This is a genomic window from Streptomyces stoeckheimensis (assembly GCF_045822005.1).
GTDB lineage: Bacteria > Actinomycetota > Actinomycetes > Streptomycetales > Streptomycetaceae > Streptomyces > Streptomyces stoeckheimensis.
This window is the reverse complement of record NZ_CP169550.1, coordinates 4,073,080-4,097,979: the sequence shown is the minus strand read 5'-3', so window position 1 is coordinate 4,097,979 and position 24,900 is coordinate 4,073,080. Positions and strand designations below refer to the sequence as shown.

General features: G+C 72.0%; 23 protein-coding genes. 13 read left to right on the top strand and 10 right to left on the bottom strand.

Annotated features, from left to right (window positions below; translation table 11 throughout):
* Positions 1-7 precede the first annotated feature (7 nt).
* The 4 genes from ACE1OC_RS18440 to ACE1OC_RS18425 form a co-directional block, all read right to left on the bottom strand.
* Positions 8-1,306, bottom strand: coding sequence for a methylaspartate mutase (locus ACE1OC_RS18440; RefSeq protein WP_407841600.1), 1,299 nt, complete (start codon positions 1,304-1,306; stop codon positions 8-10).
* Entirely contained in the window at positions 1,306-1,713 is a 408-nt protein-coding gene (locus ACE1OC_RS18435; protein WP_407837916.1) for a cobalamin B12-binding domain-containing protein, read from the bottom strand. The genes ACE1OC_RS18440 and ACE1OC_RS18435 overlap by 1 nt, the downstream gene beginning before the upstream one ends.
* Before the next feature lie 429 nt (positions 1,714-2,142).
* Positions 2,143-3,612 carry a DHA2 family efflux MFS transporter permease subunit gene (locus ACE1OC_RS18430; RefSeq protein ID WP_407837915.1) on the bottom strand — a complete coding sequence of 490 codons (1,470 nt, stop codon included), beginning with the start codon at positions 3,610-3,612 and terminating at the stop codon, positions 2,143-2,145.
* A 14-nt stretch (positions 3,613-3,626) separates the two neighbouring features.
* On the bottom strand, positions 3,627-4,253 hold the full coding sequence (locus ACE1OC_RS18425; RefSeq protein WP_407837914.1) for an NADPH-dependent FMN reductase: 627 nt from the start codon (positions 4,251-4,253) through the stop codon (positions 3,627-3,629).
* A gap of 112 nt (positions 4,254-4,365) precedes the next feature.
* Between ACE1OC_RS18425 and ACE1OC_RS18420 the strand changes: the two genes are divergently transcribed.
* On the top strand, positions 4,366-5,037 hold the full coding sequence (locus ACE1OC_RS18420; RefSeq protein ID WP_407837913.1) for a TetR/AcrR family transcriptional regulator: 672 nt from the start codon (positions 4,366-4,368) through the stop codon (positions 5,035-5,037).
* Positions 5,038-5,139: 102 nt separating this feature from the next.
* Complete coding sequence (locus ACE1OC_RS18415; protein WP_407841599.1) at positions 5,140-6,300, top strand: serine hydrolase domain-containing protein; 1,161 nt, start codon at positions 5,140-5,142, stop codon at positions 6,298-6,300.
* A 42-nt stretch (positions 6,301-6,342) separates the two neighbouring features.
* Here ACE1OC_RS18415 and ACE1OC_RS18410 read toward each other — a convergent pair whose 3' ends face one another.
* Both ACE1OC_RS18410 and ACE1OC_RS18405 read right to left on the bottom strand, forming a co-directional pair.
* On the bottom strand, positions 6,343-7,653 hold the full coding sequence (locus tag ACE1OC_RS18410) for an LPXTG cell wall anchor domain-containing protein (RefSeq protein WP_407837912.1): 1,311 nt from the start codon (positions 7,651-7,653) through the stop codon (positions 6,343-6,345).
* Positions 7,654-7,691: 38 nt separating this feature from the next.
* Complete coding sequence (locus tag ACE1OC_RS18405; RefSeq protein WP_407837911.1) at positions 7,692-8,591, bottom strand: YhjD/YihY/BrkB family envelope integrity protein; 900 nt, start codon at positions 8,589-8,591, stop codon at positions 7,692-7,694.
* 163 nt (positions 8,592-8,754) lie between these two features.
* Between ACE1OC_RS18405 and ACE1OC_RS18400 the strand changes: the two genes are divergently transcribed.
* From ACE1OC_RS18400 to ACE1OC_RS18390, 3 genes are all read left to right on the top strand, one after another.
* On the top strand, positions 8,755-9,333 hold the full coding sequence (locus tag ACE1OC_RS18400; protein WP_407837910.1) for a GNAT family N-acetyltransferase: 579 nt from the start codon (positions 8,755-8,757) through the stop codon (positions 9,331-9,333).
* A 65-nt stretch (positions 9,334-9,398) separates the two neighbouring features.
* Positions 9,399-9,908 carry a SigE family RNA polymerase sigma factor gene (locus tag ACE1OC_RS18395; protein WP_407837909.1) on the top strand — a complete coding sequence of 170 codons (510 nt, stop codon included), beginning with the start codon at positions 9,399-9,401 and terminating at the stop codon, positions 9,906-9,908.
* Positions 9,909-9,986: 78 nt separating this feature from the next.
* The gene (locus ACE1OC_RS18390) at positions 9,987-11,267 is read left to right on the top strand and encodes a hypothetical protein (RefSeq protein ID WP_407837908.1); all 1,281 of its coding nucleotides are present in this window, start codon (positions 9,987-9,989) and stop codon (positions 11,265-11,267) included.
* A gap of 32 nt (positions 11,268-11,299) precedes the next feature.
* Here the strand turns inward: ACE1OC_RS18390 and ACE1OC_RS18385 are convergent, their stop codons facing one another.
* Both ACE1OC_RS18385 and ACE1OC_RS18380 read right to left on the bottom strand, forming a co-directional pair.
* Positions 11,300-12,958, bottom strand: coding sequence for a bifunctional 3'-5' exonuclease/DNA polymerase (locus ACE1OC_RS18385; protein ID WP_407837907.1), 1,659 nt, complete (start codon positions 12,956-12,958; stop codon positions 11,300-11,302).
* Between the two features lie 196 nt (positions 12,959-13,154).
* Positions 13,155-14,000 carry an NAD(P)H-binding protein gene (locus ACE1OC_RS18380; RefSeq protein WP_407837906.1) on the bottom strand — a complete coding sequence of 282 codons (846 nt, stop codon included), beginning with the start codon at positions 13,998-14,000 and terminating at the stop codon, positions 13,155-13,157.
* A gap of 91 nt (positions 14,001-14,091) precedes the next feature.
* On the opposite strand from ACE1OC_RS18380, the gene ACE1OC_RS18375 reads away from it, so the two are divergent.
* Both ACE1OC_RS18375 and ACE1OC_RS18370 read left to right on the top strand, forming a co-directional pair.
* A complete protein-coding gene (locus tag ACE1OC_RS18375) occupies positions 14,092-14,505 on the top strand; it encodes a winged helix-turn-helix transcriptional regulator (RefSeq protein ID WP_407837905.1) in 414 nt (137 codons plus the stop codon).
* A 4-nt stretch (positions 14,506-14,509) separates the two neighbouring features.
* Complete coding sequence (locus tag ACE1OC_RS18370) at positions 14,510-15,691, top strand: DUF2786 domain-containing protein (RefSeq protein WP_407837904.1); 1,182 nt, start codon at positions 14,510-14,512, stop codon at positions 15,689-15,691.
* Between the two features lie 13 nt (positions 15,692-15,704).
* Here the strand turns inward: ACE1OC_RS18370 and tatA are convergent, their stop codons facing one another.
* Positions 15,705-15,950, bottom strand: a complete 246-nt coding sequence (gene tatA / locus ACE1OC_RS18365) for a Sec-independent protein translocase subunit TatA (protein ID WP_407837903.1) — start codon at positions 15,948-15,950, stop codon at positions 15,705-15,707.
* 381 nt (positions 15,951-16,331) lie between these two features.
* On the opposite strand from tatA, the gene ACE1OC_RS18360 reads away from it, so the two are divergent.
* Both ACE1OC_RS18360 and ACE1OC_RS18355 read left to right on the top strand, forming a co-directional pair.
* A complete protein-coding gene (locus ACE1OC_RS18360; RefSeq protein WP_407837902.1) occupies positions 16,332-18,413 on the top strand; it encodes an FUSC family protein in 2,082 nt (693 codons plus the stop codon).
* Positions 18,414-18,517: 104 nt separating this feature from the next.
* The gene (locus ACE1OC_RS18355; protein ID WP_215011402.1) at positions 18,518-18,754 is read left to right on the top strand and encodes a DUF397 domain-containing protein; all 237 of its coding nucleotides are present in this window, start codon (positions 18,518-18,520) and stop codon (positions 18,752-18,754) included.
* Between the two features lie 106 nt (positions 18,755-18,860).
* On the opposite strand, the gene ACE1OC_RS18350 is transcribed toward ACE1OC_RS18355, so the two are convergent.
* The gene (locus ACE1OC_RS18350) at positions 18,861-19,349 is read right to left on the bottom strand and encodes an ATP-binding protein (RefSeq protein ID WP_407837901.1); all 489 of its coding nucleotides are present in this window, start codon (positions 19,347-19,349) and stop codon (positions 18,861-18,863) included.
* 328 nt (positions 19,350-19,677) lie between these two features.
* Between ACE1OC_RS18350 and ACE1OC_RS18345 the strand changes: the two genes are divergently transcribed.
* From ACE1OC_RS18345 to ACE1OC_RS18330, 4 genes are all read left to right on the top strand, one after another.
* Positions 19,678-20,538: a helix-turn-helix domain-containing protein gene (locus tag ACE1OC_RS18345; RefSeq protein ID WP_407837900.1), complete on the top strand. Its 861-nt coding sequence runs from the start codon at positions 19,678-19,680 to the stop codon at positions 20,536-20,538.
* Positions 20,539-20,639: 101 nt separating this feature from the next.
* A complete protein-coding gene (locus tag ACE1OC_RS18340) occupies positions 20,640-22,097 on the top strand; it encodes an aldehyde dehydrogenase family protein (protein WP_407837899.1) in 1,458 nt (485 codons plus the stop codon).
* A gap of 60 nt (positions 22,098-22,157) precedes the next feature.
* Positions 22,158-24,236 carry a penicillin-binding protein 2 gene (gene mrdA / locus ACE1OC_RS18335; RefSeq protein ID WP_407837898.1) on the top strand — a complete coding sequence of 693 codons (2,079 nt, stop codon included), beginning with the start codon at positions 22,158-22,160 and terminating at the stop codon, positions 24,234-24,236.
* A gap of 141 nt (positions 24,237-24,377) precedes the next feature.
* Positions 24,378-24,881, top strand: a complete 504-nt coding sequence (locus tag ACE1OC_RS18330; RefSeq protein ID WP_266956218.1) for a DinB family protein — start codon at positions 24,378-24,380, stop codon at positions 24,879-24,881.
* Positions 24,882-24,900 lie beyond the last annotated feature (19 nt).

The following is a 24,900-nucleotide window of genomic DNA, read 5'->3' as shown; positions in this document are numbered from 1 at the left end:
ACCTCTTCTATCGAAGGACGGGGGGTGCGGGCCGGAGGTCGTAGCGCCTCTGGTTCTCGCCGAGCATCCGGAGCAGCTCGGCCGAGCCGCCCGCGCGGGGGGCCGTGCGCGCGCTCCGCGGAGGCAGGGGCATCCGACCGGTATCGGCCCAGGTGAGCCGCCCCTCGGGGGTGAAGGCGGTCCGTGTCCGCCCGGCGTTGTCCGGGTGGAGGCAGTACGGCAGGTCCAGCACACCGGTACGGAATGCGGTGACCAGGGAGTCACCGATGTCATGACGCAGCCCGCGCACCGCATCGATCAGGGCGCGAGCCTCCAGGTAGGTCTCGCTGTCCGCGTCGTGCTCGTCGCGGTGCTCCGTGCGGGCGAGAGCGACCTGCGGCGCGAAGCGGGCCGCGTGCGCGGCCGCGAGTTCCAGCGCCTCGACGTTCTCCGCGACCGTGGGGATGCGCGAGGATTCGACGGCGGTCTTGACGATCAGCCGGTGCGCGCCGGCCGACATGGCCAGTTCCACGCTGTCGCGGGAGATCGCCGCAGCGCCCTCGGGGGTGTTGGGGAAGAGCCCCATGAACGTGTAGACGACGATGTGGGTGTCCAGGTCGGGCAGGAACTCGCCGATGAGCCGGCGAAGTGCCCGGATGGCCTCGAGGTCCTGCCCGGCGTGCACCTGCTGGGCGTAGCTCAGCGAGATGCTGCGCAGCCCGTGCTGCCGGAAGAAGAGACCCTCCAGGATGCTGAGCGCGACCGTCAGCGAGGGCGGGCACAACTGGCCCAGCATGCAGCCGGCGAAGCTCTCCAGGTGTCCGGGCCTGCCGTCGCCGGGGCCCGGCGCGAGGACCTCGCAGCACTCGGCCCAGGCCTCGACGGCCTTGGCGAGCGGAACTCGGCTGTAGGGCAGGCAGTAGGAGACGGGGCCGCCTTCGGTGGCGTCCAGTCCCGCGTCCAGCAGGGTCCTGAAGATCTTCAGGGGCTGGGCGGAGCCGTGCCGTACCTGGACGGGTACGCGGGTGCCGACGGCCTCGGCGACCATGCCGCGGGTGTCGGCGGCCCCGTGCAGTACGAGGGGATAGCCGTTCAGGTCGTGGCCGTCGCGGAGGGCGAGGTCGGCGGCCGCGTGATCGCCGACCCTGGTGTAGCTGTCCAGGGTGAGGGTGCCGACGGTGTCGGCCCGCGCTCCGGCGACGGCCCGCAGGCCGTCACGCATGCGGGGGATGGTGCCGAAGCCCATCCGGGGCTGGACCACGAGCCGGCCCTGCGCGTGGTGCTCGGCCACGTAGGAGGAGAAGGCGATGGGCGCCGGTGACGTCATCACGCCGCGACCAGGGCGTCGAGGTGCTCGAGGTGCCGGACGAACTCCGGGATCGCGTCCTCACCGACGAAGACCCCGGAGAAGCCCTGGTCGAGCAGGTCGGCGATGTAGTCGGCGTTGCCGTCTCCCCGAGTGCCCAGCTTGCCGCCGATGACGACCGGAAGTCCGGGAAGGTGCTCGTGCACGGCGCGGACGTACGATCCGCCCTGCTGGTGGCCGTGACCGTTGACGCTGCTGATGACGACCAGGTCGGGACGCTCGCTGAGGGCTTCCTGCACAAGCAGTGATTCCGGCACACAGGCACCGAGATTGACGGTCTGATGACCGAGTTCCTCCAGCAGGAGCTGGAGATAGACGAGATTCCAGGTGTGTGAATCCGAGGAGACACTGGATATGAGGACTCTCATGGGGTACTGGGCTCCTGCTGCTCGGTGGCGGTGTTCCTCGACGCGTGGGGGTGTGGGTGGTCGACGGCCCGGCAAGCGGTCTGTTCGGAGACCGTTTCCCGGTGGCGTTGGAGAGAGCTTCTCCCTCCGTGCACCCCGCGCGTAAGGACTTGCGGCTGGCATGAAACGCCCGGGCCGCTTGGTGCCGGTCGCAGGCCCCTGAGAACGCGCCCGACCAGCGCTTTCGTGACGTTGGCACGCACCGGCCAGGACCTATTTGGCCACGCCCTGACAGCCCGCTCGCGCTCCGTCGGAGCCGGGGTCGGGGTCGGGGTGGGGGTGGGGGTGGGCACGACAGAGCCCGGACTCCTGGTCGCAGTCGAGGAGTCCGGGCTGGAAGTGTGCGAGTACCTGCTGATGATGCTCGCGGACGGCATCGGGGCGGGTGGGTCAGGGGCGGCGGGTGGGGAGTTGGGATGCCGGGAGCAGGGCCAGGGTGAGGAGGAGGGCCGCTATTGCGTAGGTGGTGCGGAAGCCCGTCGGGGTCGTGCCCGCTTCGGTCAGGGTGACCGAGAGGAGGGCCGTGCCCACCGAGGCGCCGATCTGGGAGTTGATGCTGAGGAGGGTGCTCGCGGCGGTCATGCGGGCCCTTGGCAGGTCCCGGCTCGCGGTGGTCATCGTCGGCATCATGACCATCCCGGCGCCGATGCCCATGACGACCGAAGCGGTGACGAACCGCCAGGGCGCCGCCTCCGCGGATCCGGCCTGGAGCGCGGTCAGGGCCATGCCCAGTGCGCCCACCGCGATCCCGGCCCGGATCAGCCGGCGCGGGGAGACCTTGTCCACGCGGCGCGAGGCGATCTGCATGACCAGCCCGACGGTGAGTCCGGCCGGCGCGCCCAGCAGGCCGGCCGCCGTCGCGGTCATGCCGCGGCCCTGCTGCCAGTACATCGGTCCGAGCAGCATGGATCCGAAGTAGCCGCAGGTGAAGAGGGTGAGTGTGACGATGCCCGCCCGGAAGGTGCGGTCGCGGAGGAGTTTCAGGTCGAGGAGGGGCTCGCGGGCGGTCAAAGACCGGCGGGCGAAGGCGGCCACGAGTGCGGTGCCGGCCAGGGTGGGGAGCAGGGCGTCGGGTGCGGTGAAGGTGCCGCCTTCCCCGCCGCGGGCCAGGCCGTAGAGGAGCAGGGCGAGGCCAGGGGAGAGCATCAGCAGGCCGGGTACGTCCAGCCGGGGCGGGGAGGCCGAGGAGCCCGGCGCGTCGGAGCGCAGCAGCTTCGCGGCGAGGAACAGGGCGACCGCCCCGACGGGCAGGTTGACCAGGAAGATCCACTGCCAGGACGCCGAGTCGACCAGCCAGCCGCCCAGCACCGGACCGGCCACCGGCCCGACGATGATGGGCAGCCCGAGCAGGGCCATCACCCGCCCGAGCCGGGCGGGGTCCGCCGCGCGCATCACCATGGCCATGCCGACGGGCATGAGCAGCCCGCCGCCGAGGCCCTGTACCGCGCGGAAGGCGATCAGGCTCCCGGCGCTCCAGGCACACGCGGCGAGCAGCGATCCGAGCGAGAACAGGGTGAGGGCGCCCAGGTAGGTGCGCTTGGCGCCGAAGCGGCCCATCGCCCAGGCCGAGGCCGGGATGACGGCGGCGAGCGCGAGCGTGTACGCGCTGGCGGCCCACTGGATGGTCGCCAGGGGGGCGTGGAAGGCCTCGGAGAGGCGGTGCAGGGCGACGTTGACGATCGTCATGTCGAGCACCGACATGACCGAGCCGACGATGACGACGCCCGCGGTGCGCCGCAGCAGCGCTGCGGATGCCGGGGCGGGGGAGCCGGTGGTGTCGGTCGTGGTGTCGGCGCCGATCACGCGGTCCGCGGGCGTTGCCGCCGATGCGGGCCCGTCGGGTTCCCGTGTCGTACGCATCCTCGTGCCGCCCCTCAGCCCTGGTACGGGTGGCTCGCGCGGGCGGCGCGCAGCGCGCGTCCCCACCAGGTCAGCTGGCCGAGCATGCCCTTGACCGCGCCCTCGGTCACGGCGGTGTCGCGCGGAACGCCGTCCGGGCCCAGTCCGGACCAGGAGCCGTGCAGGCTGACGGAGTCGCGCACGGTCACGGCGTGCAGCTCGGCGAAGACCAGCCGGAGCTGCTCGACGGCGCGCAGGCCGCCGCCGAGGCCGCCGTAGGAGACGAAGCCGGCCGGCTTGGCCTGCCATTCCTCGCGGTGCCAGTCGATGAGGTTCTTCAGTACGGCGGGGAAGCTGTGGTTGTACTCGGGGGTGACGATGACGAAGGCGTCGGCGGCGGCCAGCCGCGGGCTGACCTCCGCGAGGGCGGCGGCCGCCTGCGGGCTCGGAGAACCGCCCCAGCCGGGCATGGCCAGCGGCAGGTCGACGTCGGCGAGGTCGATGAGGTCGAGGTCCAGGCCGCCGACGGCGCCCGCGGCGCCGAGGAACCAGTCGGCGACGGCGGGGCCCTGGCGGCCCTCGCGGACGCTGCCGAGGATGACGGCGACGCGCAGCGGCGCGTCCGCCTGGGGAGCGGTGGGAACGGAAGTGGCGACGGACATGGCGGATCCCCCTCGTTGGCGGTGCGGCCGCCCGTGCGGCCGCTCCTCCGGTAAACTACAACGACCGTTGTAAAAAGTGCAACGGTCGTTGTACTTCTTGTGTGGAGGCGAAATGAGCACCGGCACCGGCGCGGGCACCGGCACCAATGCCAAGAAGCTGGAGAAGCAGATCGCCATCGCGAGCGCCTCCTGCGGGGTCTTCGGCCGCGAGGGCTACGCCCGCGCCTCGGTCGACGCGCTCGCCGCCGCGGCCGGCGTCTCGACCCGCACGCTCTACAACCACTTCCCGGGCGGCAAGGCCATGCTCTTCGCCACCGTCGTCACCTGGACCTCGGGGCAGGTGCGCGACGCCCAGATCGCGCAGATCGAGGCCGTCCTGAACCCCGAACGCCCGCCCCGCCCGGAGGATCTGGAGCGGGACCTCGTCGCCTTCGCCCACCGGGTCATCGGGCTCATGACCGACTACGCCGACCACTTCGCGCTGGTCCGCCACATCCACGCCGAAGCCGACCACGTGCCCCCGGAGGTCATGGAAGCCTGGTCGAACGCCGGCCCCGGCCCGGTGTCCCGCGCGCTCGCGGACGCGATGGCGGGACTCGACGCCGCCGGGCTGATCGACGTACGCGGCGACGCGATGCTGGCGGGCGCCCACTTCATGGCGCTGACCTCGCACTCCATCGTGCAGCTCTCGCACTACGGAGTCGTGCCCCTTCCCAAGGACCGGACCGACCACCTGATCGCGGGCGGCGTCGCCGCCTTCCTCCGGGCCTACCGGGTGGGCTGAACGGCTCCGGTCGCCCGGCCCCCGGGCCGGGGCTACGTTGGACGGGTGAGCACGACACGGTTGCGCAGGGCGGCTGTGGGAGCGGCCGCAGTGGGGCTCCTGATGGTGCCCGTGGGGGCCGGTGCCGGGTACGCCGTGGACGTGCCGACACCACCGGCGGCGAGCAGTCCGGCCGTATCCGATGAGTTTCCGCAGCTCACCCCCGCCGTGGCGCGGCAGTTGGACGACGCCATCCGGAAGGTGATGGACGAGGCCAAGATCCCCGGGGTCCAAGTGGCCCTGTCGGCGCCGGGCAAGGGAACGTACGTACGGGCCTTCGGCGTGGCCGACAAGGCCACCGGTGCGCCCATGACCGACGGCCTCAACATGCGGATCGGCAGCGAGACCAAGACCTTCACCGTGACCGCGATGCTGAAGCTGGTCGACGAGGGCAAGATCGGGCTGGACGACCCCATCGGCAAGTACGTCGACGGCGTGCCCAACGGCGACCGGATCACGCTGCGCGAGCTGGCGGGCATGCGCAGCGGACTGTTCAACTACTCGGCCGACGAGGACTTCTTCAAGGCGCTGACCAGCGATCCCCGGAGGCCCTTCACCCCGCAGGAGCTGCTCGCCTACTCCTTCAAGCACCCGGTGCTCTTCGAGCCGAACGCGAAGTTCTACTACTGCAACACCAACCTGATCCTGATCGGGCTCGTCGTGGAGAAGATCAGCGGGCAGACGCTCGCCGACTACATCACCGAGGAGGTCGTCGAGCCCGCCGGGCTGAAGCACACCCTCTTCCCGACCGGCGCCGAGTTCCCGACCCCGCACGCGCAGGGCTACACGGACCAGACGGCCTCGGGGAAGACCGAGGACGCGGCCGACTGGAACCCCTCCTGGGGCTGGGCCGCCGGAGCGATGATCTCCGACCTCACGGACCTGCGGCAGTGGGCCAAGGTGCTGGCCACCGGTGAGCTGCTCACCCCCGCCACCCAGGCCGAGCGCCTCGACGTCGTACCGGCCCTGCCGGGCACCGGCTACGGACTGGGGATCTTCAACGTCCAGGGGTGGATCGGGCACAACGGCTCGCTGCCCGGCTACCAGTCGCTGACCGTCTACAACCCGCAGCAGTCCGGTGCCACCCTGGTCGTGCTGCTCAACACCGACATCTCCGCCGAGGGCGAGGAGCCGAGCACGCTGTTCGGCGAGGCGATCACCAAGATCGTGACCCCGCAGCACGTCTACACGCTGCCGGCCCAGCCCGTCACGGGGAAGGACTGACCACGTGCCCCGCAGGGAACAGCTCGCCCTGCGGTGAAGGCGTCACAGCCACGACCTGGGGGCGGCCCTCGTCGTCGGCGGCGTTCCGCCGGAGGCTTCCGCGCCCAGGAACTCGACCACCGCCAGGGCGAAGAGCAGGGCGAGCGCCAGGCCGACGACCACCCAGCCGGTGGGGTAGGACCAGAGGAGGTAGGCGGCGAGTGCTGCCGCGGTCAGGGCCCAGACGATCCAGGAGCGGTGGCGGCGGACGAACGGCCCCACCGGGCCCGTGCGCAGGCCGGCGCGGTCGGCCGTGGTGCGCGCCGCGCCGATCCCCGAGGTCCACAGGCCCCTGAGCAGGCCGGCGCGGCGGCCGGGGCCGGTGAGCCAGGCGGACAGGGCGAGGACGAGTCCCAGGGCCACGACCATTCTGATCATGGTGTGGATCAGGTGGGTCAGGGTGTCGTAGACGGCTCCGGCGGCTTCCGGGGAGACCCCCGCGGGCAGCGCGTCGAGGTAGACCACGCGGAAGACCCGGAGCCCGATGCCGAGCAGCGCGGTGGCGGCGGCCACGCCCAGGGCCCCCGCGACCAGGGCCCGGCGCCGTCGCCGCGAGAGCAGGACGCCGCCGGCCACCAGGAGTACGGCGAGGACGGGCAGCCAGTTCCCGGTGATCTGCAGGAGCCGGACGTAGGTCTTGACCTTGCCGATCTCGTCGGAGCGGACGAGCGTGAAGTCGGTGTGGATCTCCGGGATGCGTCCGGCGGCCTGCATGCCCTCGTCCACGAGGCGCTGTTTCACGAGGTCGACGACGGGACCGAGGTCGAGCGTGACCGTGTCGCCCTCCAGGCTCACCGCGCCGCCGCCGCTCCCGGTGAGCGCCTTGTCCACGGAGGTGTGGATCTTGCGGTTGGCCTCGGTCCAGAGGGTGGCGAAGGCGTCCGAGCCGGTGACGGCCCGCGCCTTGTCGTGCACGAAGCTGCGGACCGCCCCTTCGAGGGAGTCGCCCAGCTTCCCCAGAGCCTTCTCCAGGAGCGGCCGGTCCTCCGGCGCCGTGTCGGACAGCAGGGACGCCAGGTCGATCCGGGTCATGAGGGCGTCGGTGACCCGGTCGGCGACGGCGTCCTGGACGGCCGGGTCCGAAGCCAGCGGGGCGACGGTCGCCACGTAGCGGTCGGTGTCGCCCACCTCGTCCGCCGCCCAGGCCGCGACGATCCCTAGGGGCGCGAGCACACAGCCGAGGACGATCAGCAGGGCGGCCAGGAAGGACTTCGCGCGGTGCCGGGGCGGCCGCGACAGCCGTTCCGCTTCGAGCGTCGCGACACGGGCGCGGAGTTCCGCGAGCTCCTGCGCGGCCGATCCTTCGTCCGACACCGTGCCTCCTCATCCGCGGTGATCGCGGCGCGTCCTCGTCAGCCTCGACCGACGGGGTCCCCCGGGCGACCGGGGTTGGGCCGTCCGGGGGATGCGGGGGGCGGCCCGCTGCCGGGCGTTCTCACGTACCTGTTCAGGGGCGGCTCCTCCGCCAGTACCGCGCCGATGGTCACCGCGAAGGCGACCGAGGCGCAGACGGCGATCAGCCACGAGAGCACGACGAGCACGAGGCCGAGGGAGCCGTATTCCCCCATGGCCCGATCGAGCGCCGGCGGTATGTAGACGCGTGCCGTCAGCCCGAGCACGCTGGTGGCGGCCCCCGCCAGCAGGGCGCCGGGCAGCAGCGCCGACCAGGTGACGCGGTTGGCGAGCAGGAGGTGCTGCGTCCACAGCCAGACGCCCGTGCTCACCAGGAAGAAGAGCGGTGTTCCGACGAGGGGGCCGGCGCCGAAGCCGTCGCGGATCGGGCCCTGCAGCACGAGCACCAGCACCATCACCAGGAGCCACACCACCCAGCGCCAGGCCGCGATCCGGGTCCCGGCCTTGGGCAGCAGCCAGGCCCGCTCGCAGACCCGGGCCATCGCCCGGCTGAGGCTGGTGGCCGACACCAGTGTGACCAGCACGCCGACGATGCCGGTGGTCTCCCGCAGGCCGTCGTCGGCCGTTCCGTACAGGACCTGTTGCAGCTCCTGGTCGGATGCGCCGCTGAGCCCGAACATGGCGCGCAGGGAATCGCGGAGCTGGTCGCGCACGCCCGTCGGGGCGAAGGCCGCGAAGGCGAAGAGCAGGGGCACCGAGCCCAGGAAGGCCTGGGCCGCGAGGCGGGTCCCCGAATCCAGGAGGTTCGCGGACAGCAGCCTGCTCGTGAGCTCGGAGAGGAAGGGGAAGCGCAGCTCCGCACCGGAACGCAGGCCTTCCAGCCGGCTCTTCCACCGCATTCCGTCTCCTGCCCGGGCCCGTTTCACGAAGTATCGACGGTCTGCCGTTTCGTCGCGATTCGGCGGTTCCCGCGCCGCAGCCACGGCCGGTGCGGGCGTCGCGACCGGCGCGCGCGGTTGCAGAATTGGGGAGCGCGACAGGGACGCCACGAGGGAGAGCGATATGAACGGTCGGACGACGCACGACGAGGCCCGCACCCCGGAGGCCGCCGACGGCGGGGGCAAGGTGGTCCTGCGCCAGGCGGGCGAGGCGGATCTGGACACCGCCGCCGAGCTCTTCCGCGGCTACCTGGAGTTCTACGAGGTGGAGGTCGAGGACCCGGAGCGCCCGCGCGCCTTCCTGGCGGAGCGGCTGGCGGGCGGCGACTCCTTCATCCTGCTCGCCGAGGTCCCGGGTGCGGGCGCGGTCGGCTTCACGCAGGTCTACCCGATGTTCTCCTCGCTGGCCATGAAGCCCGCATGGCTGCTGGGCGACCTGTACGTGGCGCCCGCCGGCCGCCGTACGGGCGCGGGCCGCGCGCTGCTGCGCGAGGTGCTGCGCCGGGCGCGGGAGGCCGGGGTTTCGGGCGTGCAGCTGGAGACGGCGTACGACAACCTCGTCGCGCAGGGGCTGTACGAGGCGGAGGGGTTCGTCCGCGAGGAGTTCCACATGTACTTCCACGACCTCTCCGGTGCGGGCTCCGAGACGGGCTCCGGTGCGGGCTCCGAGACGGGTCCCGGGGCTGTTTCCGCATCGGTCTGAGACCGGCTGAAACATTCCCGCTCCCCGTCGCGTCATTGGGGTGAGACGGACGCGAGGGGGAGCCGATGGGGTACGGACGCAGAGATGGGTTCCGTGAGTTCGCGACGGGAAGATCGGCGCATTTGTACCGGTCGGCCTGTCTGCTGACCAGCGGTGACACCCACCTTGCGGAGGATCTCGTACAGGAGACCCTCGGGCGGATGTACCTCCTGTGGTCCCGCATCGCCCGGATCGACAATCCGGCGGCGTACGCGCAAACCGTGCTGGTGCGTGCCTTCCTGACGCACCAGCGCCGCCGGTCGGCGGGGGAGCGTCCGGTCGGGGAGTTCCCCGATGCGGGCGCGCCGGCCGGCGGCGATCCCGTGCTGAGGCTGACGCTGCTGGAGGCGCTGGGGCGGCTGGCGCCGAAGGACCGGGCGGTCCTGGTGCTGCGGTACTGGGAGGACCGCAGCGTCGAGGAGACCGCCGACGCGATGAACGTCAGCTCGGCGGCCGTACGGACCCGCAGCTCGCGTGCGCTGACCCGGCTGCGGGAGCAACTGGGCGGCTCGCTCGCCGAGTTCGCTGGGCGCTGAGCCCACCGCCCGTACGCGGGCACATCGATTCCACTTCTCTCATCCCGTGATCCCCTTGGACGGAAGGTCCGATTCCGCATGCCCTTTGAAGATGAGCTCGGCGAGGCCCTCCGTCACACGGGTGACGGCTTCACCTCCGAAGGCCGCGACCTCGTGGACGCCGGGGAGCGGCGCGGGCGGCGGATGGTGGCCCGTCGCAGGGCCGCCATCGCCGGCGGCTCGGTGCTCGCCCTGGCGCTGATCGGTACCGCCGGGGCGTACGCGAACGGGATGCTCTGGGGGACGGGCGGGGGCCGGGCGAACGTGGCGTCCTCGCAGGAGCCGCCCGCGCTGGGGCCGTTGGTCCGGGAGGGGCAGACGCAGCGCAACAACAGCCGCGTCGGAACCGGAGCCGTCACCGCCGAACAGCTGACCGGGGTGCTCAAGCAGCTCCTGCCGCAGGGCACGCTCAGCGCCGTCGAGGCGCGCGGAACGGGCCACGAGCTGGGCCCGGCGGTGAGCGCGGTCTTCGATGACGGCGAGGGCAAGAGCATGGTCGGCTTCGGCCTCCACCGGATCGACCCGAAGGGCGAGATGGCCGAGGACATGCTCAAGTGCCCCTCCAAGACCACCACGAAGTACGACAGTTGCACCTCGGAGACGCTCGAGGACGGCTCGCGGCTTTTCCTCTACAAGGGCTACGTGTACCCCGACCACCGGGCCGACGTGAAGTCCTGGCGCGCCATCGTGGTGACCCCCCAGGGGTTCATGGTGGACGCCCACGAGGAGAACTCGGAGCAGGAGAAGGGCGCGCCCGTCAGCCGTCCGACACCGCCGCTCACGCTCGCGCAGATGAAGGCGCTCGTGACCTCCCCGCTGTGGCATCCGGCGCTGAACGACCTGCCGGCCGCCGGTCAGGAGGAGGCGCGTCCGGCCGGCCGCTCGGGGGCGAAGGCGGTGGTCATCCTGGAGGAGCTGCTGCGCACGGACGGGATCCCGGTCGTGAGCCGCGACGAGGAGGGGGCCGATCTGGGCTACCTGGTGCTCGACGAGGGCAAGGGCAAATCCCTCGTCAGCCTCCAGATCCAGCCGGACAACCCGAAGCACCCGGGAACGTGGGCCGACCTGTTCAAGGACGCCGAGACGCTGCCGGACGGAACGAAGGTCCTCACCCGGAAGCGGGACGGGGACAAGGACGTGCCCGGCATGCTCTGGTGGAGTGCCGAGGCGCTGCGGCCGAACGGGACCCGGCTGATCCTGTCCTCGTTCAACGCCGCGACCCAGGGGTCGGCGGTGACCCGCAAGGAGCCGGTGCTGAGCGTGGAGCGGATGAAGGAGCTCGTGACGAGCCCGAAGTGGTCCTCGGAGTACGGGCAGTAGGAGGAGCCCCACCCCCGGCCGCTTCCCCTACGTCACTTCGCGTCCGCGTAGCACTCCACGACGGCCGTGGTGAAGGGGAAGCGGACCGGGGTCTCGCCGAAGGTGATCCGGCCGGCCAGGTCGCCCGCCGCGCGGATCGCCGCGACCACGGCGGGCGCCTCCTCCTCGGGGCAGTGGACGATGACCTCGTCGTGCTGGAAGAAGACCAGCTCGGCCCGCATCCCCGCCTCCGCGAGGGACCGGCGCAGGGCCGCGAGCAGGAGCAGCGCCCAGTCCGCGGCGCTGCCCTGCACGACGAAGTTGCGGGTGAAGCGGCCGCGGGCCCGGGCGTCGGTCGAGGCGTAGCTCGGGACGTAGCCGTCGGGGAGCTCCTCGGCGTCCTCCGGATCGGTCGGCGGCGGGCAGGTGCGGCCCAGCCAGGTCCGTACGAGCCGCCCCTCCTCGCCCGCCTTCGCGGCGTCGTCCACGTAGGCCACGGCCCGGGGGAACCGGCGGCGCAGCGCGGCCAGGTTCTTCAGGCCGTCCCCGGAGGTCTGCCCGTACACCGCGCCGAGCACGGCGATCTTCGCCATGTCGCGGTCGCCGGAGAAGCCCTGGCGGGAGATGGAGGTGTACAGGTCCTCGGGGCGGCCGGCCACCTCCATGAAGGCGGGGTCGCGGGAGATCGCGGCGAGCACCCGGGGCTCCATCTGGTCGGCGTCGGCCACGACGAGCCGCCAGCCGGGGTCGGCGACGACGGCCCGGCGGATCACCTTGGGGATCTGCAGGGCCCCGCCGCCGTTGGTGACCCAGCGGCCGGTGTAGGTGCCGCCGGGGATGAACTCGGGGCGGAAACGGCCGTCGTGGACCCAGTCCGCGAGCCAGGACCAGCCGTGGGCGGTGTAGATCCGGTACAGCTTCTTGAACGCGATCAGGGGCTCCACGGCCGGGTGTTCCAGTTCCTGGATCTCCCAGCGCCGGGTGGACTTGAGCTTGATCCCGGCCTCGGCGAAGGCCTTGATGACGTCGGCGGCCAGCTCGGGCCGTACGCGCCTCCCGAACGCCGCCGAGACCTCGTCGGCCAGCTCCGCGAGCCGGCGGGGCTGGCCGCGCCCCGCGTACCGCTCGCCGAGCAGCTCGGTGAGCAGGGCCCGGTGGACGTCGGCCCGCCAGGGCAGGCCCGCGCGGTTCATCTCGGCGGCTACGAGGAAGGCCGCCGACTCGGAGGCCACGAGCAGCCGCATCCGGTCGGGGTGGGCGGTGGCGCCCTGCCGTTTCACCTGGTCGGCGTGGACGGCGACGAGGGCGTCGAGCGGGACGGGGGCGGGCTGGGGGTCGAACAGGGAGTGCTGGCTGCCGGGCTCGGCCGCGCGCTGCGGGGGATCGGGCGGTACGGGTGCGTTCGTCAGGCGGGCCCATGCGGCGGCCGCCGAGCGGGGTTCGCCGAGGCGGCCCTCGTGGGCGAGCAGGAGCAGCTCGGCGTCCTCGATGTCGTGGCAGCGCTCGACGCGGGTGCCGGCGGCGAGGAGTCGGGGGTAGACGGCTTGCGTGGAGCGCCAGACCCAGCGGGTGCCGGTGGGGGCTGCGCGGATCGCTTCCGCGGGGTCGGTGGTGGTGAGGCGGCGGCCGCCGGTGGGGTCGTCCAGCGGCGTGGCGTGCCACCGGCCGTCGCCGTCCTCGGCGAGGGCCCACCGGGGGATGCGGTCGCTCATGAGTGCGAGTGTCCCACCGGGGTCTGACAGTGCCGGTGCGCGGCGCGCTGGCACAGGTGTGCGCCGCTGGGCGGGGCGGTGGGTCCCCGACCCGCCCTTCGCCCGTTCCCCGGGCTGCGCCCGGACCCCCCTGGGGCTCCGCCCCAGACCCCGGTCCTCAAACGCCGGACGGGCTGGATTTGGCCGACCCCGGTCCTCAAGCGCCGGACGGCTGGGTTTGCTGGAGTTGCTGCGGGAGGGAGGCCTTGTACGTCTCCAGGGCGGGGCGCGGGGGGCCGGCCAGGAGGGTGCGGAGCGTGCCCTGGTCCGGGGTGGCGAGGAAACCGGCGGCGATCGCGGAGTAGGTGCCGACCAGCATCGGGGGCTGGAAGGGGGCCGTTCCGGGGGCGGAGAGGGCCGCGCGGGCCTCGGCGAGGGTGGCCGGGGCGTAGACGGAGCCCGTCGCGGCGGCCAGGTCGGCGCCCGACAGGGGCCGGTCGCCCACCAGCTCGTACACCCGGCCCGCGTGTGCGGCGGGGTCGAGGGCGACCCGTACCGCCACGTCCGCCAGGTCCTCGCGGGCCACCGCGGCCAGCCGGCCCCGGCCCAGCGGGGCGGTGATCCGCCCGTCGGGGCCCGGCGCTGCCAGGGCGGCCAGGAGTTCCGCGTACAGGCCGTTGCGCAGGACGGTCCAGGCGAGGGAGGGGGAGGCGGCGAGGCGGCGTTCCGTCCAGCGGTGGGCCAGTGCGTACGGGAGGTGGTCGCCCTCCGCCGTGAGGCTCGTGTAGACGACGTGGCGGACCCCGTCCCGCTCCGCCGCGGCGATCGCCGCCTCGTGACGGCTGATCACCTCGTCGTCCTCCCCGTAGCCCGCCGAGATCAGCAGGAGGGCGTCCACGCCCCGGAAGTCCAGGGTCTGCGGTGCGTCGAAGTCGACCCGGACCTGGGAGGGGCCGGAGGGGCCGGTGGGGCGGCGGGTGCCGATGCGGACGTCCGGACGGTCCGCCAGCCGCTGTGCGACCAGGGAGCCGAGGCCGCCCGAAGCGCCGGTGATCAAGAGCATGGGAGGGCCTCCGAGTCATCGTTCAGGGGGTGCGCTTTCGCGTCACGCCTATCGTGTTCGATCAGTGCGCGGCGCATAAGGAGGCACATTCATGTCAGCAGGGCACACCGAAGTAACCGCCCCCGAACCGGTGGTGAGCTGCGACGACGACTGCGGGATCCGCGACGTCCTCGACCGGCTCGGTGACAGGTGGTCGGTGCTCGTCGTCGTCCAGCTCGCCGCCGGAGCCCTGCGCTTCAACGCCCTGCAGCGGTCCCTGGAGGGCGTCTCCCAGCGGATGCTGACCCTCACCGTCCGTCGCCTGGAGCGCGACGGACTCGTCCGGCGGACCGTGTATCCGACCGTGCCGCCGCAGGTCGAGTACGAGCTGACCGCGCTCGGCCACAGCCTGACCCACCTCGTGAAGGGCCTCGCCGACTGGTCCCTGGCCAACCGGCCGCAGATCGCGGCCGCCCGGGCGGAGTGGGACGAGGAGAAGGCGCAGCAGGCGGGCATGCCAAGCTGAAGGGGTGAGAGACATCGTCGACCGGGCCTGCGAGGCCGCGCTGTACAACCAGGACGACGCCGGGCTGGACGCCGGGGCGTCGGTGCTCGTCGCCGAGGGGGACCGGTGGGCCGGGGTCGGGCAGGCGCTGCTCGCGCGCGGTGAGGAGTACCTGCGCCAGGCCTGGGAGCGTGGATGGCGGCCGGCCGACGTGCTGCGGCTCGTGCGCCGGGACCTGGAGCAGGCGCACCTGCGGATCGCCGAGGACCTGATCGCCGCCGAGGCGCGGCGGTACGCGCGGCTGCCCGAGCGGTGGACCGACGCCGAGGTGTGGTGGGGGGACGACACCGCGTACGGGGAACGGCTGGTCCAGCGGGAGCGCACCGACCGCTTCAGCCTGGCCGGGACCGTCCTGGAGGTGTTCCGGCTGCTGATCCGGCTGCCGTCGATCGAGCCGGTGGGGCCCGTGCCGGGAGACCCTGCGGGCGACCTGCTCGAGCACGCGCACATCGAGCCCCGCATGCTCGGCCGGATCCGGGCGCTGCTCGCGAAGGCCGAGGCGACCACCTTCCCGGAGGAGGCGGAGGCGCTCAGCGCCAAGGCGCAGGAGCTCATGGCCCGGCACACCGTGGACGCGGCCCTGCTCGCGGTGAAGTCCGGCACGGCGCAGATACCCGGAGCCTGTCGGATCGGCGTCGAGGCCCCGTACGAGGAGGCCAAGGCGGTGCTGCTCGACGCGGTGGCGAGCGCGAACCGGTGCCGGTCCGTGTGGAACAGCGCCTACGAGTTCTCCACCGTCGTCGGCTTCGAGAGCGACCTGGAGGCGGTGGAGCTGCTGTACACCTCCCTGCTCGTCCAGGGCACCGCCGCGATGACCCGTGCGGAGGCCGGTCAGCGGGCGGGCGGGCGCAAGCGCACCAAGACCTTCCGGCAGTCCTTCCTCCTGGCCTACGCGAGCCGGCTCGGCCAGCGCCTCGCGGAGACGGCCGAGCACACGGTGGCCGACACCGTGGCCGAGGCCCCCGGCAACCTGCCGGCCCTGGTCGCCCGGGACGTGGCGGTCACCTCGCGGGCGGAGGAGATGTTCCCCCGGACCACGACGACCCGGCTGCGCGGAGCGACGGACCTCGCGGGCTGGGAGGACGGCACGGCGGCGGCCGACCGGGCCCACATGGCGGACGCGAGCCGGCGCTCCCTGCGGCGGTAGCCCCGGGACCGGATCAGTGCTCGGCCGGTGCCGGTGCCGGAGTCGGGGCCGGAGTCGCAGTCGGGGCCTGTGCCTGTGCCGGAGTCGGGGCCTGGGGCGCCGGGTGCTCCTCGCGCAGGGCACGGGCCTCCGCTTTCAGGATGCGGGCGGACCTGCCCAGGCCGCGGGCCATCTCGGGAAGCTTCTTCGAGCCGAACAGCATCAGGCAGACGAGCACGACGATGGCGACGTGCCACGGTTCCAGGCCGTTCCTGAGCATGGGTGTATCCGCCTTCCGGTGGGTGCCGGCAGCCTGCCGGGACGGTGCCGGAACCGGCCCGTCGGGCCGATGATCGGCGCTTGGCGGGCGGTGGCGCCATAGATCAGGCCAAGCCTGAAGAACACCTGAAGCCGGGGGCGCCCCCGCTGCCCTGCGGGGCTGTCCCCTACCCGCCCTTCGCCCGTTCCCCGGGCTGCGCCCGGACCCGTACGTGCGCTGCGCGCCCGTGCCCTCAAACGCCGGGCGGGCTGGTTTTGCCGCTGCGCGGCAGAATCCAGCCTCGCCGGCGTTTGGGGCGCGGGGTCCGGGGCCCCCGACGCGCGGGCCCGCGTGCCGCCGGGGCTCCCGGGTTCCGCCCCCGGCGGGGCTACGCTCGGGATCATGAGCTGGGTCCGGGCGCTGAAGGACACCGCCCGATCCGGATTGCGGGTCGAGCGGACCCGGCTCCAACCCCTCATCGCGCTCCGCGCCGCCGTCGGCCTGGCCATCGTGATCGGCGCGGGCCTGGCCTTCCTCGGGCCCGGCTCCGCCGCCAGTTCCGCGTTCGGCGCCTACATGGCGGCCATCGCCACCTTCCAGAAGAGCTGGCGGCCCCGGCCCGTGCTGGCGCTCTCCGCCGGGCTGACCCTGGCCGTGTCCACCTTCATCGGCTACCTCGTCGGGTCCTCGCACACCCTGGCCTTCATGCTGCTGCTCGCCGTGTGGAGCTTCGCGGCGGGCCTGATGTGGGCAGCCGGCCCCACCGCGGGCATCATCGCCTCCGGCAACGTCGCGATCATGCTGGTCACCGTCACCCTGCCCACCTCCGTGCCCCAGGCCGCCGGGCACGCCGCGATGATCGCCGCAGGCGGGGTGGTGCAGGCCCTGCTGATCGTGCTCTTCCCGATCCGGCGGTGGGGCGCCCAGCGCGACGCCCTGGCCGACGCCCTCGCCGCCGAGGCCGACTACGCGCGCCGCCTGCGCCAGGACCCGGTCGCCTCCTTCGACCCGGAGCCTCTGATGAAGGCGCGCGACGCCGCGGCCGTGACGGTGCGCCAGGCCCGCCGCCGCCCCGCCGAGCTGCACGGCGCGCGGGGGCTCGCGGAGCGGATCCGGCCGGTGCTGGCCCTGCTGGCCGACCCGGCGGTCGGGGCCCCGGCCGAGGGCCCGGCGCGGGACCGGGTCCGGGAACTGCTCGCCGCGGCCGGGTCGGTGCTGGACGCCGCCGCGTCCGCGATCCGGCACGGGGAAGCGGTGCGGCTGCCCGCGCCGGCCCTCGCGGTGCTCAAGGCCCCCGACACCGCCGACCTGTTCCAGGGCCCCGCGCTGCGCGCCGCGCGCCGGCTCGCCGCCCTGCTGGACGACGTACTCGACACCGCCGAGCCGGGCTCGGGGCGCACCGCCGATCCCGGGGAGTCGATGCTGCGGCCCACCCTGCCGGCGCTCGCGCCGATGGTGCTGGCCGCCGTACGGGCCGAGCTGCGTCCCGGGTCGCCGATCCTGCGGCACGCCGTGCGGGTCACCGCCGTCGCCTGCGCGGGCTACGGCATCGGCCACGCGCTGCCGTTCGGCCACGCCTACTGGGCCCCGATGGCCTCCGTCATGGTCATGCGGCCCGATTTCACGCAGACCTACACCCGCGCCGTCGCCCGCTTCGGCGGCACCCTGGTCGGGGTCGCCCTCGCGACGGCCGTCGTCCAGCTCGCGCACCCGGGGATGTACGTGTCCGGGCTGCTCGCCGTCGTCAGCGCGGGCCTGATGTACACGTTCATGCGCACCGGGTACGCCGTCTCGATGGTCTTCGTCTCCGCCTACGTGGTCTTCCTGCTCGGCATGGGCGGCCTGCGCTGGGACCAGACCGTGCCGGACCGCGTCATGCTCACCCTGGTCGGCGGAGTCCTCGCGATGATCTCCTACGCCGTCTACCCGGCCTGGGAGACCCCGCGACTGCGGACCCGGCTGGCCGACTGGGTGGCGGCCAACGGCCGGTACGCGGCGGCCGTGCTCGGGCAGTACGCGGACCCGGCCGGAGCACGCCGCGACGAGGTGCGCAGCGCCCTGCTGGCGGTGCGCGACGCCCGGGTCGCCTGGCAGGAGGCCGTGGACCGGGCCGCCGGGGAACCGGTGCGCCACCGCGGGATCTCCGGGGCGGCCGCCGAGGACGCGGGCCGGGCCCTGGCCGCGATGGGCCGCCACGTGATGCTGCTGGAGGCGCACTTCCCGGACCGGTCCCGGCCCCCGGTGCCGGGCGCGGCGGAGCTGGCCCGGGCGCTGCGCGAGGCGACGGAGGCGGGCGCGAAGGCGGTGCGGGAGCGGCGGGTGCCCGACTGGGAGGGGGTCCGCACGGCGCTGGCCGACGGGGGCACCCCTGACCCGGGCGTGCTGCGCGGGGCGGCGCGGCAGCTGCTGGACTCCCTGGAGGAGGTCTCCGAGGCCCTGCGCACCCCGCCCCGTCCGGACTCCGGGGACGGGCGTCACGCTTAGTGGTGCCTTGCCCTCCGTTCGTGCACGTGCATCTGCCCATGCAGGCGTTCATGAACAGAGCTATGATCCGGTGCAGTTGACATCTGCACTATCGGGGGCTTCCTGTGGACCACGCGTACAACGGGATGGCAGCTGCAGAGCTTGACGGGGTGACCTGGCAGAAGAGCAGACACAGCAACTCGCAAGGTTCCTGTGTGGAGTTCGCGAAACTGCCCGGAGGCGACGTTGCCATGCGCAACTCGCGGTTTCCGGACGGACCGGCACTCGTGTACACGCCGGCCGAGATAGAAGCGCTGCTGCTGGGTGTCAAGGACGGCGAGTTCGACCACCTGATCGGCTGAAGACCAGCCGAAGATCAGCCATGCACGTGCAGCGGCCGGGATTGATCGTCATGATCAATCCCGGCCGTTTGTCGTCGTGCCGTCTGGCGGTTGATTGCGCGGTGGTTCAGTCCTGGAGCGCGAACAGCGCCCAGACCACCTTGCCGGTCAGCCGCCCCGCGAGCGGGTGCCAGCCCCAGCTGTCGCTGTAGGCGTCGACGAGGAAGAGCCCGCGCCCCGACTCCAGGTCGCTGTTGCGCTCCGTCGCCTCCGGTGCGAAGCACCCGCCGGGCCGGTCCTCGCTGGGGTCCCGCACCGCGCACACCAGCCGGGTGCTCCACCGCATCAGGTGGAGGCGCACCGGCGGCTCGCTCTCGCCCGGGGCCGGCCGGGAGTCGTCCGGGAGGGCGTGGCGCAGCGCGTTGGTGACGAGTTCGGAGACGACCAGCGACACGTCGTCGAACCGGTCGTCGAGGCCCCATTGGGCAAGGGTGGAACGCGTGAAGGTGCGTGCACCGCGCACCGCTTCGAGGCGGGCGGGGAGGGCGCAGGACGCGGACCCGGAGACAGCCGTGGGGTCGACCGGGGGAAGCCCCTGCCGTAACGGCTCGAGCATGGTCGATCCATTCGTCCCCATGCGAGGCACTCCCGGGATTCGAAAGAACTGCGGGGCACGCAGGTGCGCGGGACCATGGTTCCGAATGCCGGAGCCGGATGCAAGGGCAGATGCACGTGCACGCGCCGGACCTGTCCGGTCCCGTGACGGTTCTTGCTCATTTCTTCCTACGCAGACTTACGGACTTCTTTTACAGCGCGGCCAAATCCGTTACAGAACGAGTACGGACAGATGCGTTTTGGTGGCAGACTGCGGGCCTTGAGGGGCACGGGGGCCCCTGCGACGCAGCCGTACGTATCCATCCACCGCATGGGGAGGGGCAGGACTCGTGACCGCAGAAGCCAGTGGTTCTGTGGTGCGCCGCATCCTCCTGGGCTCCCAGCTCAGGCGACTCCGAGAATCCCGCGGCATCACCCGTGAGGCGGCCGGTTACTCGATCCGCGCATCCGAATCGAAGATCAGCCGCTTGGAGTTGGGAAGGGTGAGCTTCAAGGCAAGGGACGTCGAGGACCTCCTCACGCTCTACGGAGTCACGGACGGCGCGGAGCGGGAGTCCCTCCTGGGGCTCGTCCGCGAGGCCAACGTGGCCGGCTGGTGGCACAGCTACGGCGATGTCCTGCCGGGCTGGTTCCAGACGTACGTGGGCCTGGAAGGCGCCGCCTCCCTCATCCGCATCTACGAAGTGCAGTTCGTGCACGGCCTGTTGCAGACCGAGGCCTACGCCCAGGCCGTCGTCAGCCGCGGCATGCCCGGCGCCGGCCGCGCCGAGGTCGACCGCCGGGTCGCGCTGCGCCTGGAGCGCCAGAAGGTGCTGGTCTCCGAGAACGCCCCCGTCTTCCACGCCGTCCTCGACGAGGCCGCGCTGCGCCGCCCGTACGGCGACCGGGACGTGATGCGCGGTCAGCTGGAGCACCTCATCGAGATCTCGCAGCGGCCGAACGTGCACCTGCAGGTCATGCCCTTCTCCTTCGGCGGTCACGCCGGCGAGAGCGGCGCGTTCACCCTGCTGCGCTTCCCCGAGTCGGACCTCCAGGACGTGGTCTATCTGGAACAGCTCACCAGCGCCCTCTACCTCGACAAAGACGAGGAAGTGGGTCAGTACGAGCGGGCGATGCTGCGCCTCCAGAGCGACTGCCCGGACCCCGGCCAGACCCGCGATCTCCTGCGTGGTCTGCTCCAACTGTCTTGATTCGCACGTACTATGACGCCTGATCAGAGCATGACGATGACCCAGATGACCACTGGGTCTCCGGTGCAGCGCAAGGAAGCGCGTTCGACGTAAGGGATGGCATGTCCATATTCGAGGACCTGGCTCACCAGTACATCGACGGCGCATGGCTGGCCGGAAACGGTTCGTGGGACATCATCGACGTCAACCCGTACAACGGGGAGAAGCTCGCGGCCATCACCGTGGCCACCGTCGAGCAGGTCGACCAGGCGTACCGGGCGGCCGAGCGGGCCCAGAAGGATTGGGCCGCGACCAGCCCCTACGCCAGACGTGCCGTCCTGGAACGCGCCCTGCGGATCACCGAGGAGCGCGAGAAGGAGATCGTCGAGGCGATGATCGACGAGCTCGGCGGGACCCGTCCCAAGGCCGAGTACGAGGTCTGCCTCGCCATGGAGTTCATCCGCGAGGCCATGCAGCTGGCCGTCCGCCCCGAGGGCCGCATCCTTCCCTCGCCGGTCGAGGGCAAGGAGAACCGGATCCAGCGCCTGCCCGTCGGGGTCGTCGCCGTGATCAGCCCCTTCAACTTCCCCTTCCTGGTCACCCTGAAGTCGGTCGCCCCGGCGCTGGCCCTCGGCAACGCCGTCGTCATCAAGCCGAACCAGAACGCGCCCGTCGTCGGCGGCGGGGTCATCGCCAAGATCTTCGAGGAGGCGGGCCTCCCGGCCGGCCTGCTCAACGTCCTGGTCACCGACATCGCCGAGATAGGCGACGCGCTCCTGACCCACCCCGTCCCCAAGGTCATCTCCTTCGCCGGCTCCGACCGGGTCGGCCGGCACGTCGGCGCGGTCGCCGCCCGCCACTTCAAGCGGACCGTCCTGGAGCTCAGCGGCAACAGCGCGCTCGTCGTCCTCGACGACGCCGACCTCGACTACGCGGTGGACGCGGCCGTCTTCAGCCGCTTCGTCTACCAGGGCCAGGTCTGCATGGCCGCCAATCGGATCCTGGTCGACGCCTCGGTCGCCGAGGAGTTCACCGAGAAGTTCACCACCCGCGTGCGCGCCCTGAAGACCGGCGACCCGCATGAGGCCGACACCCACATCGGCCCGCTGATCAACTCCTTCCAGGCCGACGCCCTCACCGCCCTCGTCGACCGCGCCGTCGACTCCGGCGCGCAGGCGCTCGTACGGGGCTCCACGCGCGGCAACCTGGTCGAGCCCACCGTGCTCGCCGGGCTCCCCGAGGACTCCCCGCTGCTCGGCCAGGAGATCTTCGGCCCCGTCGCCCTCCTCGTGGTCTTCGACGGCGAGGACGAGGCCGTCCGCCTCACCAACGCGACCCCGTACGGACTCAGCGGCGCCGTCCACACGCGGGACGTGGAGCGCGGGGTCCGCTTCGCCCGGCGCATCGAGACCGGCATGATCCACGTCAACGACTCCACCATCGGCGACGAGCCGCTCGCGGCGTTCGGCGGGGAGAAGGCCTCCGGGATGGGCCGCCTCAACGGCGAGGCCACCATCGAGGCCTTCACCACCCAGAAATGGATCTCGGTCCAGCACGGCCGGACGCAGTTCCCGTTCTAGTACCGCGGGGGATCTAGACTCGGGCGGGTCAGGCGAGGACCAGTCCGGGGGAGAGCCGAGTTGAGCAACATACCGGAGACCGGGCGCACACCCCGGGTCCAGAACCGGCTCGTCATGATCCAGATCGTGGTGTTCTCGCTGCTGCTGACCCTCGGCGGGCGTCTGTGGTACCTCCAGATACGCAACGGCCAGGAGTACACGGACGAGGCGAAGAACAACCACACCCAGCAGGTGGTCCAGCCCGCCGTGCGCGGCTCGATCCTCGATGCCCGCGGGGTCCCGCTCGCCGACAACGAGACCCGCATGGTGGTCTCCGCCAGCCGCACCGACCTCTCCAAGATGAAGGACCGCGGCAAGGGCGTCCTGACCCACCTCGCCGGGGTCCTGGGCCTGAACCCCGACGACGTGGTCAACGGCGTCCGGCTGTGCGACGCCAAGACCCCCAAGCCCTGCTGGAACGGCTCCCCGTACCAGCCGATCCCCATCACCGACGAGGCGACGACCGACCAGGTCCTGGAGATACGGGAGCACGCCGAGCAGTTCCCCGGCATCACCGCCGAGCCCACCGCCCTGCGCCGCTACGCAGGCCCCGACGGCGCCAACACCTCCCAGGTGCTCGGCTACCTCTCCCCGGTCACCGACGAGGAGATCACCAAGGCGAAGGGCTCCGACTCCCCGTACCTGCGCTCCGACCAGGTGGGCCGCAGCGGCCTGGAGCGCACCTACGACAAGGAGCTCCGCGGCAAGGCGGGCATCACCCGCTACGAGGTGGACAACCTCGGCCGGATCATCGGCGAGGGCGTGAGCGACAAGCCGCAGGCCGGCGCGAACATCGTGACCTCGATCGACTCGCGCGTGCAGGCCGTGGCCGAGCGCGAGCTGAACAACGCGATGATCGAGGCCCGCAAGGGCATCGACAAGAACAACACGGGCCGCCACTACGAGGCCGACTCGGGCGCCGTCGTGGTCATGGAGGCCAAGACCGGCCGCGTCGTCGCGATGGCCTCCAACCCGACCTACGACCCGAACGCCTGGGTCGGCGGGATCTCCGCGAAGGACTACGCCTCCCTCACCGACAAGGAATCGAACTACCCGCTGCTGAACCGCGCCATCCAGGGCCAGGCAGCCCCCGGCTCGATCTTCAAGGTGGTCTCCTCGACGGCCGCGGTCAACGCCGGCTACCCCTTCAACAAGCTCTACGGCTGCCCGAGCTCCTACTCGGTCGGCAGCCAGGTCTTCACCAACTTCGAGTCCCAGGGCTACGGCGACATCACCATCGGCAAGGCCCTCGAAGTCTCCTGCGACACCGTCTACTACGCCATCGCCGACAAGGAGTGGAAGAAGGACGGCGGCATCAAGCCCAAGGCACAGCCCGGCGACTGGTTCTTCAAGACCGCCCACGAGTTCGGCCTCGGCAAGCGCACCGGCATCGACCTGCCCAGCGAGGTCCCGGGCCGGGTCCCCGACCGCCAGTGGAAGAAGGACTTCTTCGAGGCGAACAAGGCCGCCTGGTGCCGCGACGGCAAGAAGGACGGCTCGTACGCCGAGAAGATCGCCTACGAGAACTGCCGCCAGGGCAACCAGCTCCGCGAGGGCGACGCGATCAACTACTCCATCGGGCAGGGCGACACCCTCGTCACCCCGATCCAGATGGCCTCCGTCTACGCCGCCATCGCCAACGGCGGCACCCTCCACCAGCCCAGCATCGGCAAGGCCGTGGTCAGCGCCGACGGCTCCTCGGTCCAGGAGATCGCCCCGAAGGAACAGGGCAAGCTCCCGATGAACGCCAAGCTCCGCAACGACATCGACGGGGCCCTCGCGGACGTGGCCACCACCGGCAGCGCGGCCTGGCGGTTCGGCGGCTGGCCGCAGAAGCAGATCCCGATGCACGCGAAGACCGGTACGGCCGAGGTCCAGGGCAAGCAGACCACCTCGTGGTTCGCGTCCTACACCGAGGACTACGCGATCGTGATGACGATCTCCCAGGGCGGCACCGGCTCCGGAGCTTCGGGACCGGCCGTCCGCAAGATCTACGAGGCGATGTACGGCCTGGACGAGAAGGGTGCCCAGGACCTGAAGAAGGCCCTGCTCCCCAAGCCGCAGAAGGAACTCCCGCCGGCCCGGCAGGAGAATCAGTGATTCCGGGGACTCGATTTCCGGGATCCCCGCGATTGCGGACGGAACCTGACCGCAAGGGTTCGTAACGTGGTTCTTGTCAGCAGGGGAGACCCGCAGGACACGCACGCAGGACACACGGAACAGACAGAAGGCGGTCAGGTCATGGCTCAGATTTCCATGGAGGTCCCCGGTGACGAGCGCGGCACGCTCCTCGCCTTCGTCGAGGCCCAGCGCACGGCGCTGCGCGAGGCGGCGCAGGGACTGACCGAGGAGCAGGCGGCGAGCAAGCCCAGCGCCAGCGAGCTCTCCCTGTCCGGACTGCTCAAGCACGCGGCCAACTGCGAGCTGGGCTGGCTGCGGATGGCCCAGGGCGAGACCGAGTACCCGGGGGGCGACTGGGCCGACGGCTTCCGGCTGGTCGGGGACGAGACCATGCCGTCGGTGCTGGCCTACTGGGACGGGATCAGGCAGGAGACGGAGGCGTTCATCGCCGCCGTCCCCAGCCTCGACGACAGCTTCCCGCTGCCCCCGGCCCCGTGGTTCCCGCAGGACGCCAAGGTCTCGATGCGCTGGGTGCTCCTGCACCTGGTGGAGGAGTTCGCCCGGCACGCGGGCCACGCGGACATCATCCGCGAAACCATCGACGGCACCCGCGCCATGGGCTAGCCACAGCACGCCGGGGCCG

Excerpts from the sequence above, each read along its gene's own strand:
- ACE1OC_RS18340 (WP_407837899.1), top strand. The coding sequence starts at position 20,640 with ATGTCCATATTCGAGGACCTGGCTCACCAGTACATCGACGGCGCATGG.
- ACE1OC_RS18395 (WP_407837909.1), top strand. The coding sequence starts at position 9,399 with ATGGGGTACGGACGCAGAGATGGGTTCCGTGAGTTCGCGACGGGAAGA.
- ACE1OC_RS18330 (WP_266956218.1), top strand. The coding sequence starts at position 24,378 with ATGGCTCAGATTTCCATGGAGGTCCCCGGTGACGAGCGCGGCACGCTC.
- tatA (WP_407837903.1), bottom strand. The coding sequence starts at position 15,950 with ATGCTCAGGAACGGCCTGGAACCGTGGCACGTCGCCATCGTCGTGCTC.
- ACE1OC_RS18385 (WP_407837907.1), bottom strand. The coding sequence starts at position 12,958 with ATGAGCGACCGCATCCCCCGGTGGGCCCTCGCCGAGGACGGCGACGGC.
- ACE1OC_RS18415 (WP_407841599.1), top strand. The coding sequence starts at position 5,140 with ATGGTGCCCGTGGGGGCCGGTGCCGGGTACGCCGTGGACGTGCCGACA.
- ACE1OC_RS18400 (WP_407837910.1), top strand. The coding sequence starts at position 8,755 with ATGAACGGTCGGACGACGCACGACGAGGCCCGCACCCCGGAGGCCGCC.
- ACE1OC_RS18375 (WP_407837905.1), top strand. The coding sequence starts at position 14,092 with ATGTCAGCAGGGCACACCGAAGTAACCGCCCCCGAACCGGTGGTGAGC.
- ACE1OC_RS18420 (WP_407837913.1), top strand. The coding sequence starts at position 4,366 with ATGAGCACCGGCACCGGCGCGGGCACCGGCACCAATGCCAAGAAGCTG.
- ACE1OC_RS18435 (WP_407837916.1), bottom strand. The coding sequence starts at position 1,713 with ATGAGAGTCCTCATATCCAGTGTCTCCTCGGATTCACACACCTGGAAT.
- ACE1OC_RS18440 (WP_407841600.1), bottom strand. The coding sequence starts at position 1,306 with ATGACGTCACCGGCGCCCATCGCCTTCTCCTCCTACGTGGCCGAGCAC.
- ACE1OC_RS18390 (WP_407837908.1), top strand. The coding sequence starts at position 9,987 with ATGCCCTTTGAAGATGAGCTCGGCGAGGCCCTCCGTCACACGGGTGAC.
- ACE1OC_RS18360 (WP_407837902.1), top strand. The coding sequence starts at position 16,332 with ATGAGCTGGGTCCGGGCGCTGAAGGACACCGCCCGATCCGGATTGCGG.
- ACE1OC_RS18380 (WP_407837906.1), bottom strand. The coding sequence starts at position 14,000 with ATGCTCTTGATCACCGGCGCTTCGGGCGGCCTCGGCTCCCTGGTCGCA.
- ACE1OC_RS18350 (WP_407837901.1), bottom strand. The coding sequence starts at position 19,349 with ATGCTCGAGCCGTTACGGCAGGGGCTTCCCCCGGTCGACCCCACGGCT.
- ACE1OC_RS18405 (WP_407837911.1), bottom strand. The coding sequence starts at position 8,591 with ATGCGGTGGAAGAGCCGGCTGGAAGGCCTGCGTTCCGGTGCGGAGCTG.
- ACE1OC_RS18430 (WP_407837915.1), bottom strand. The coding sequence starts at position 3,612 with ATGCGTACGACACGGGAACCCGACGGGCCCGCATCGGCGGCAACGCCC.
- ACE1OC_RS18425 (WP_407837914.1), bottom strand. The coding sequence starts at position 4,253 with ATGTCCGTCGCCACTTCCGTTCCCACCGCTCCCCAGGCGGACGCGCCG.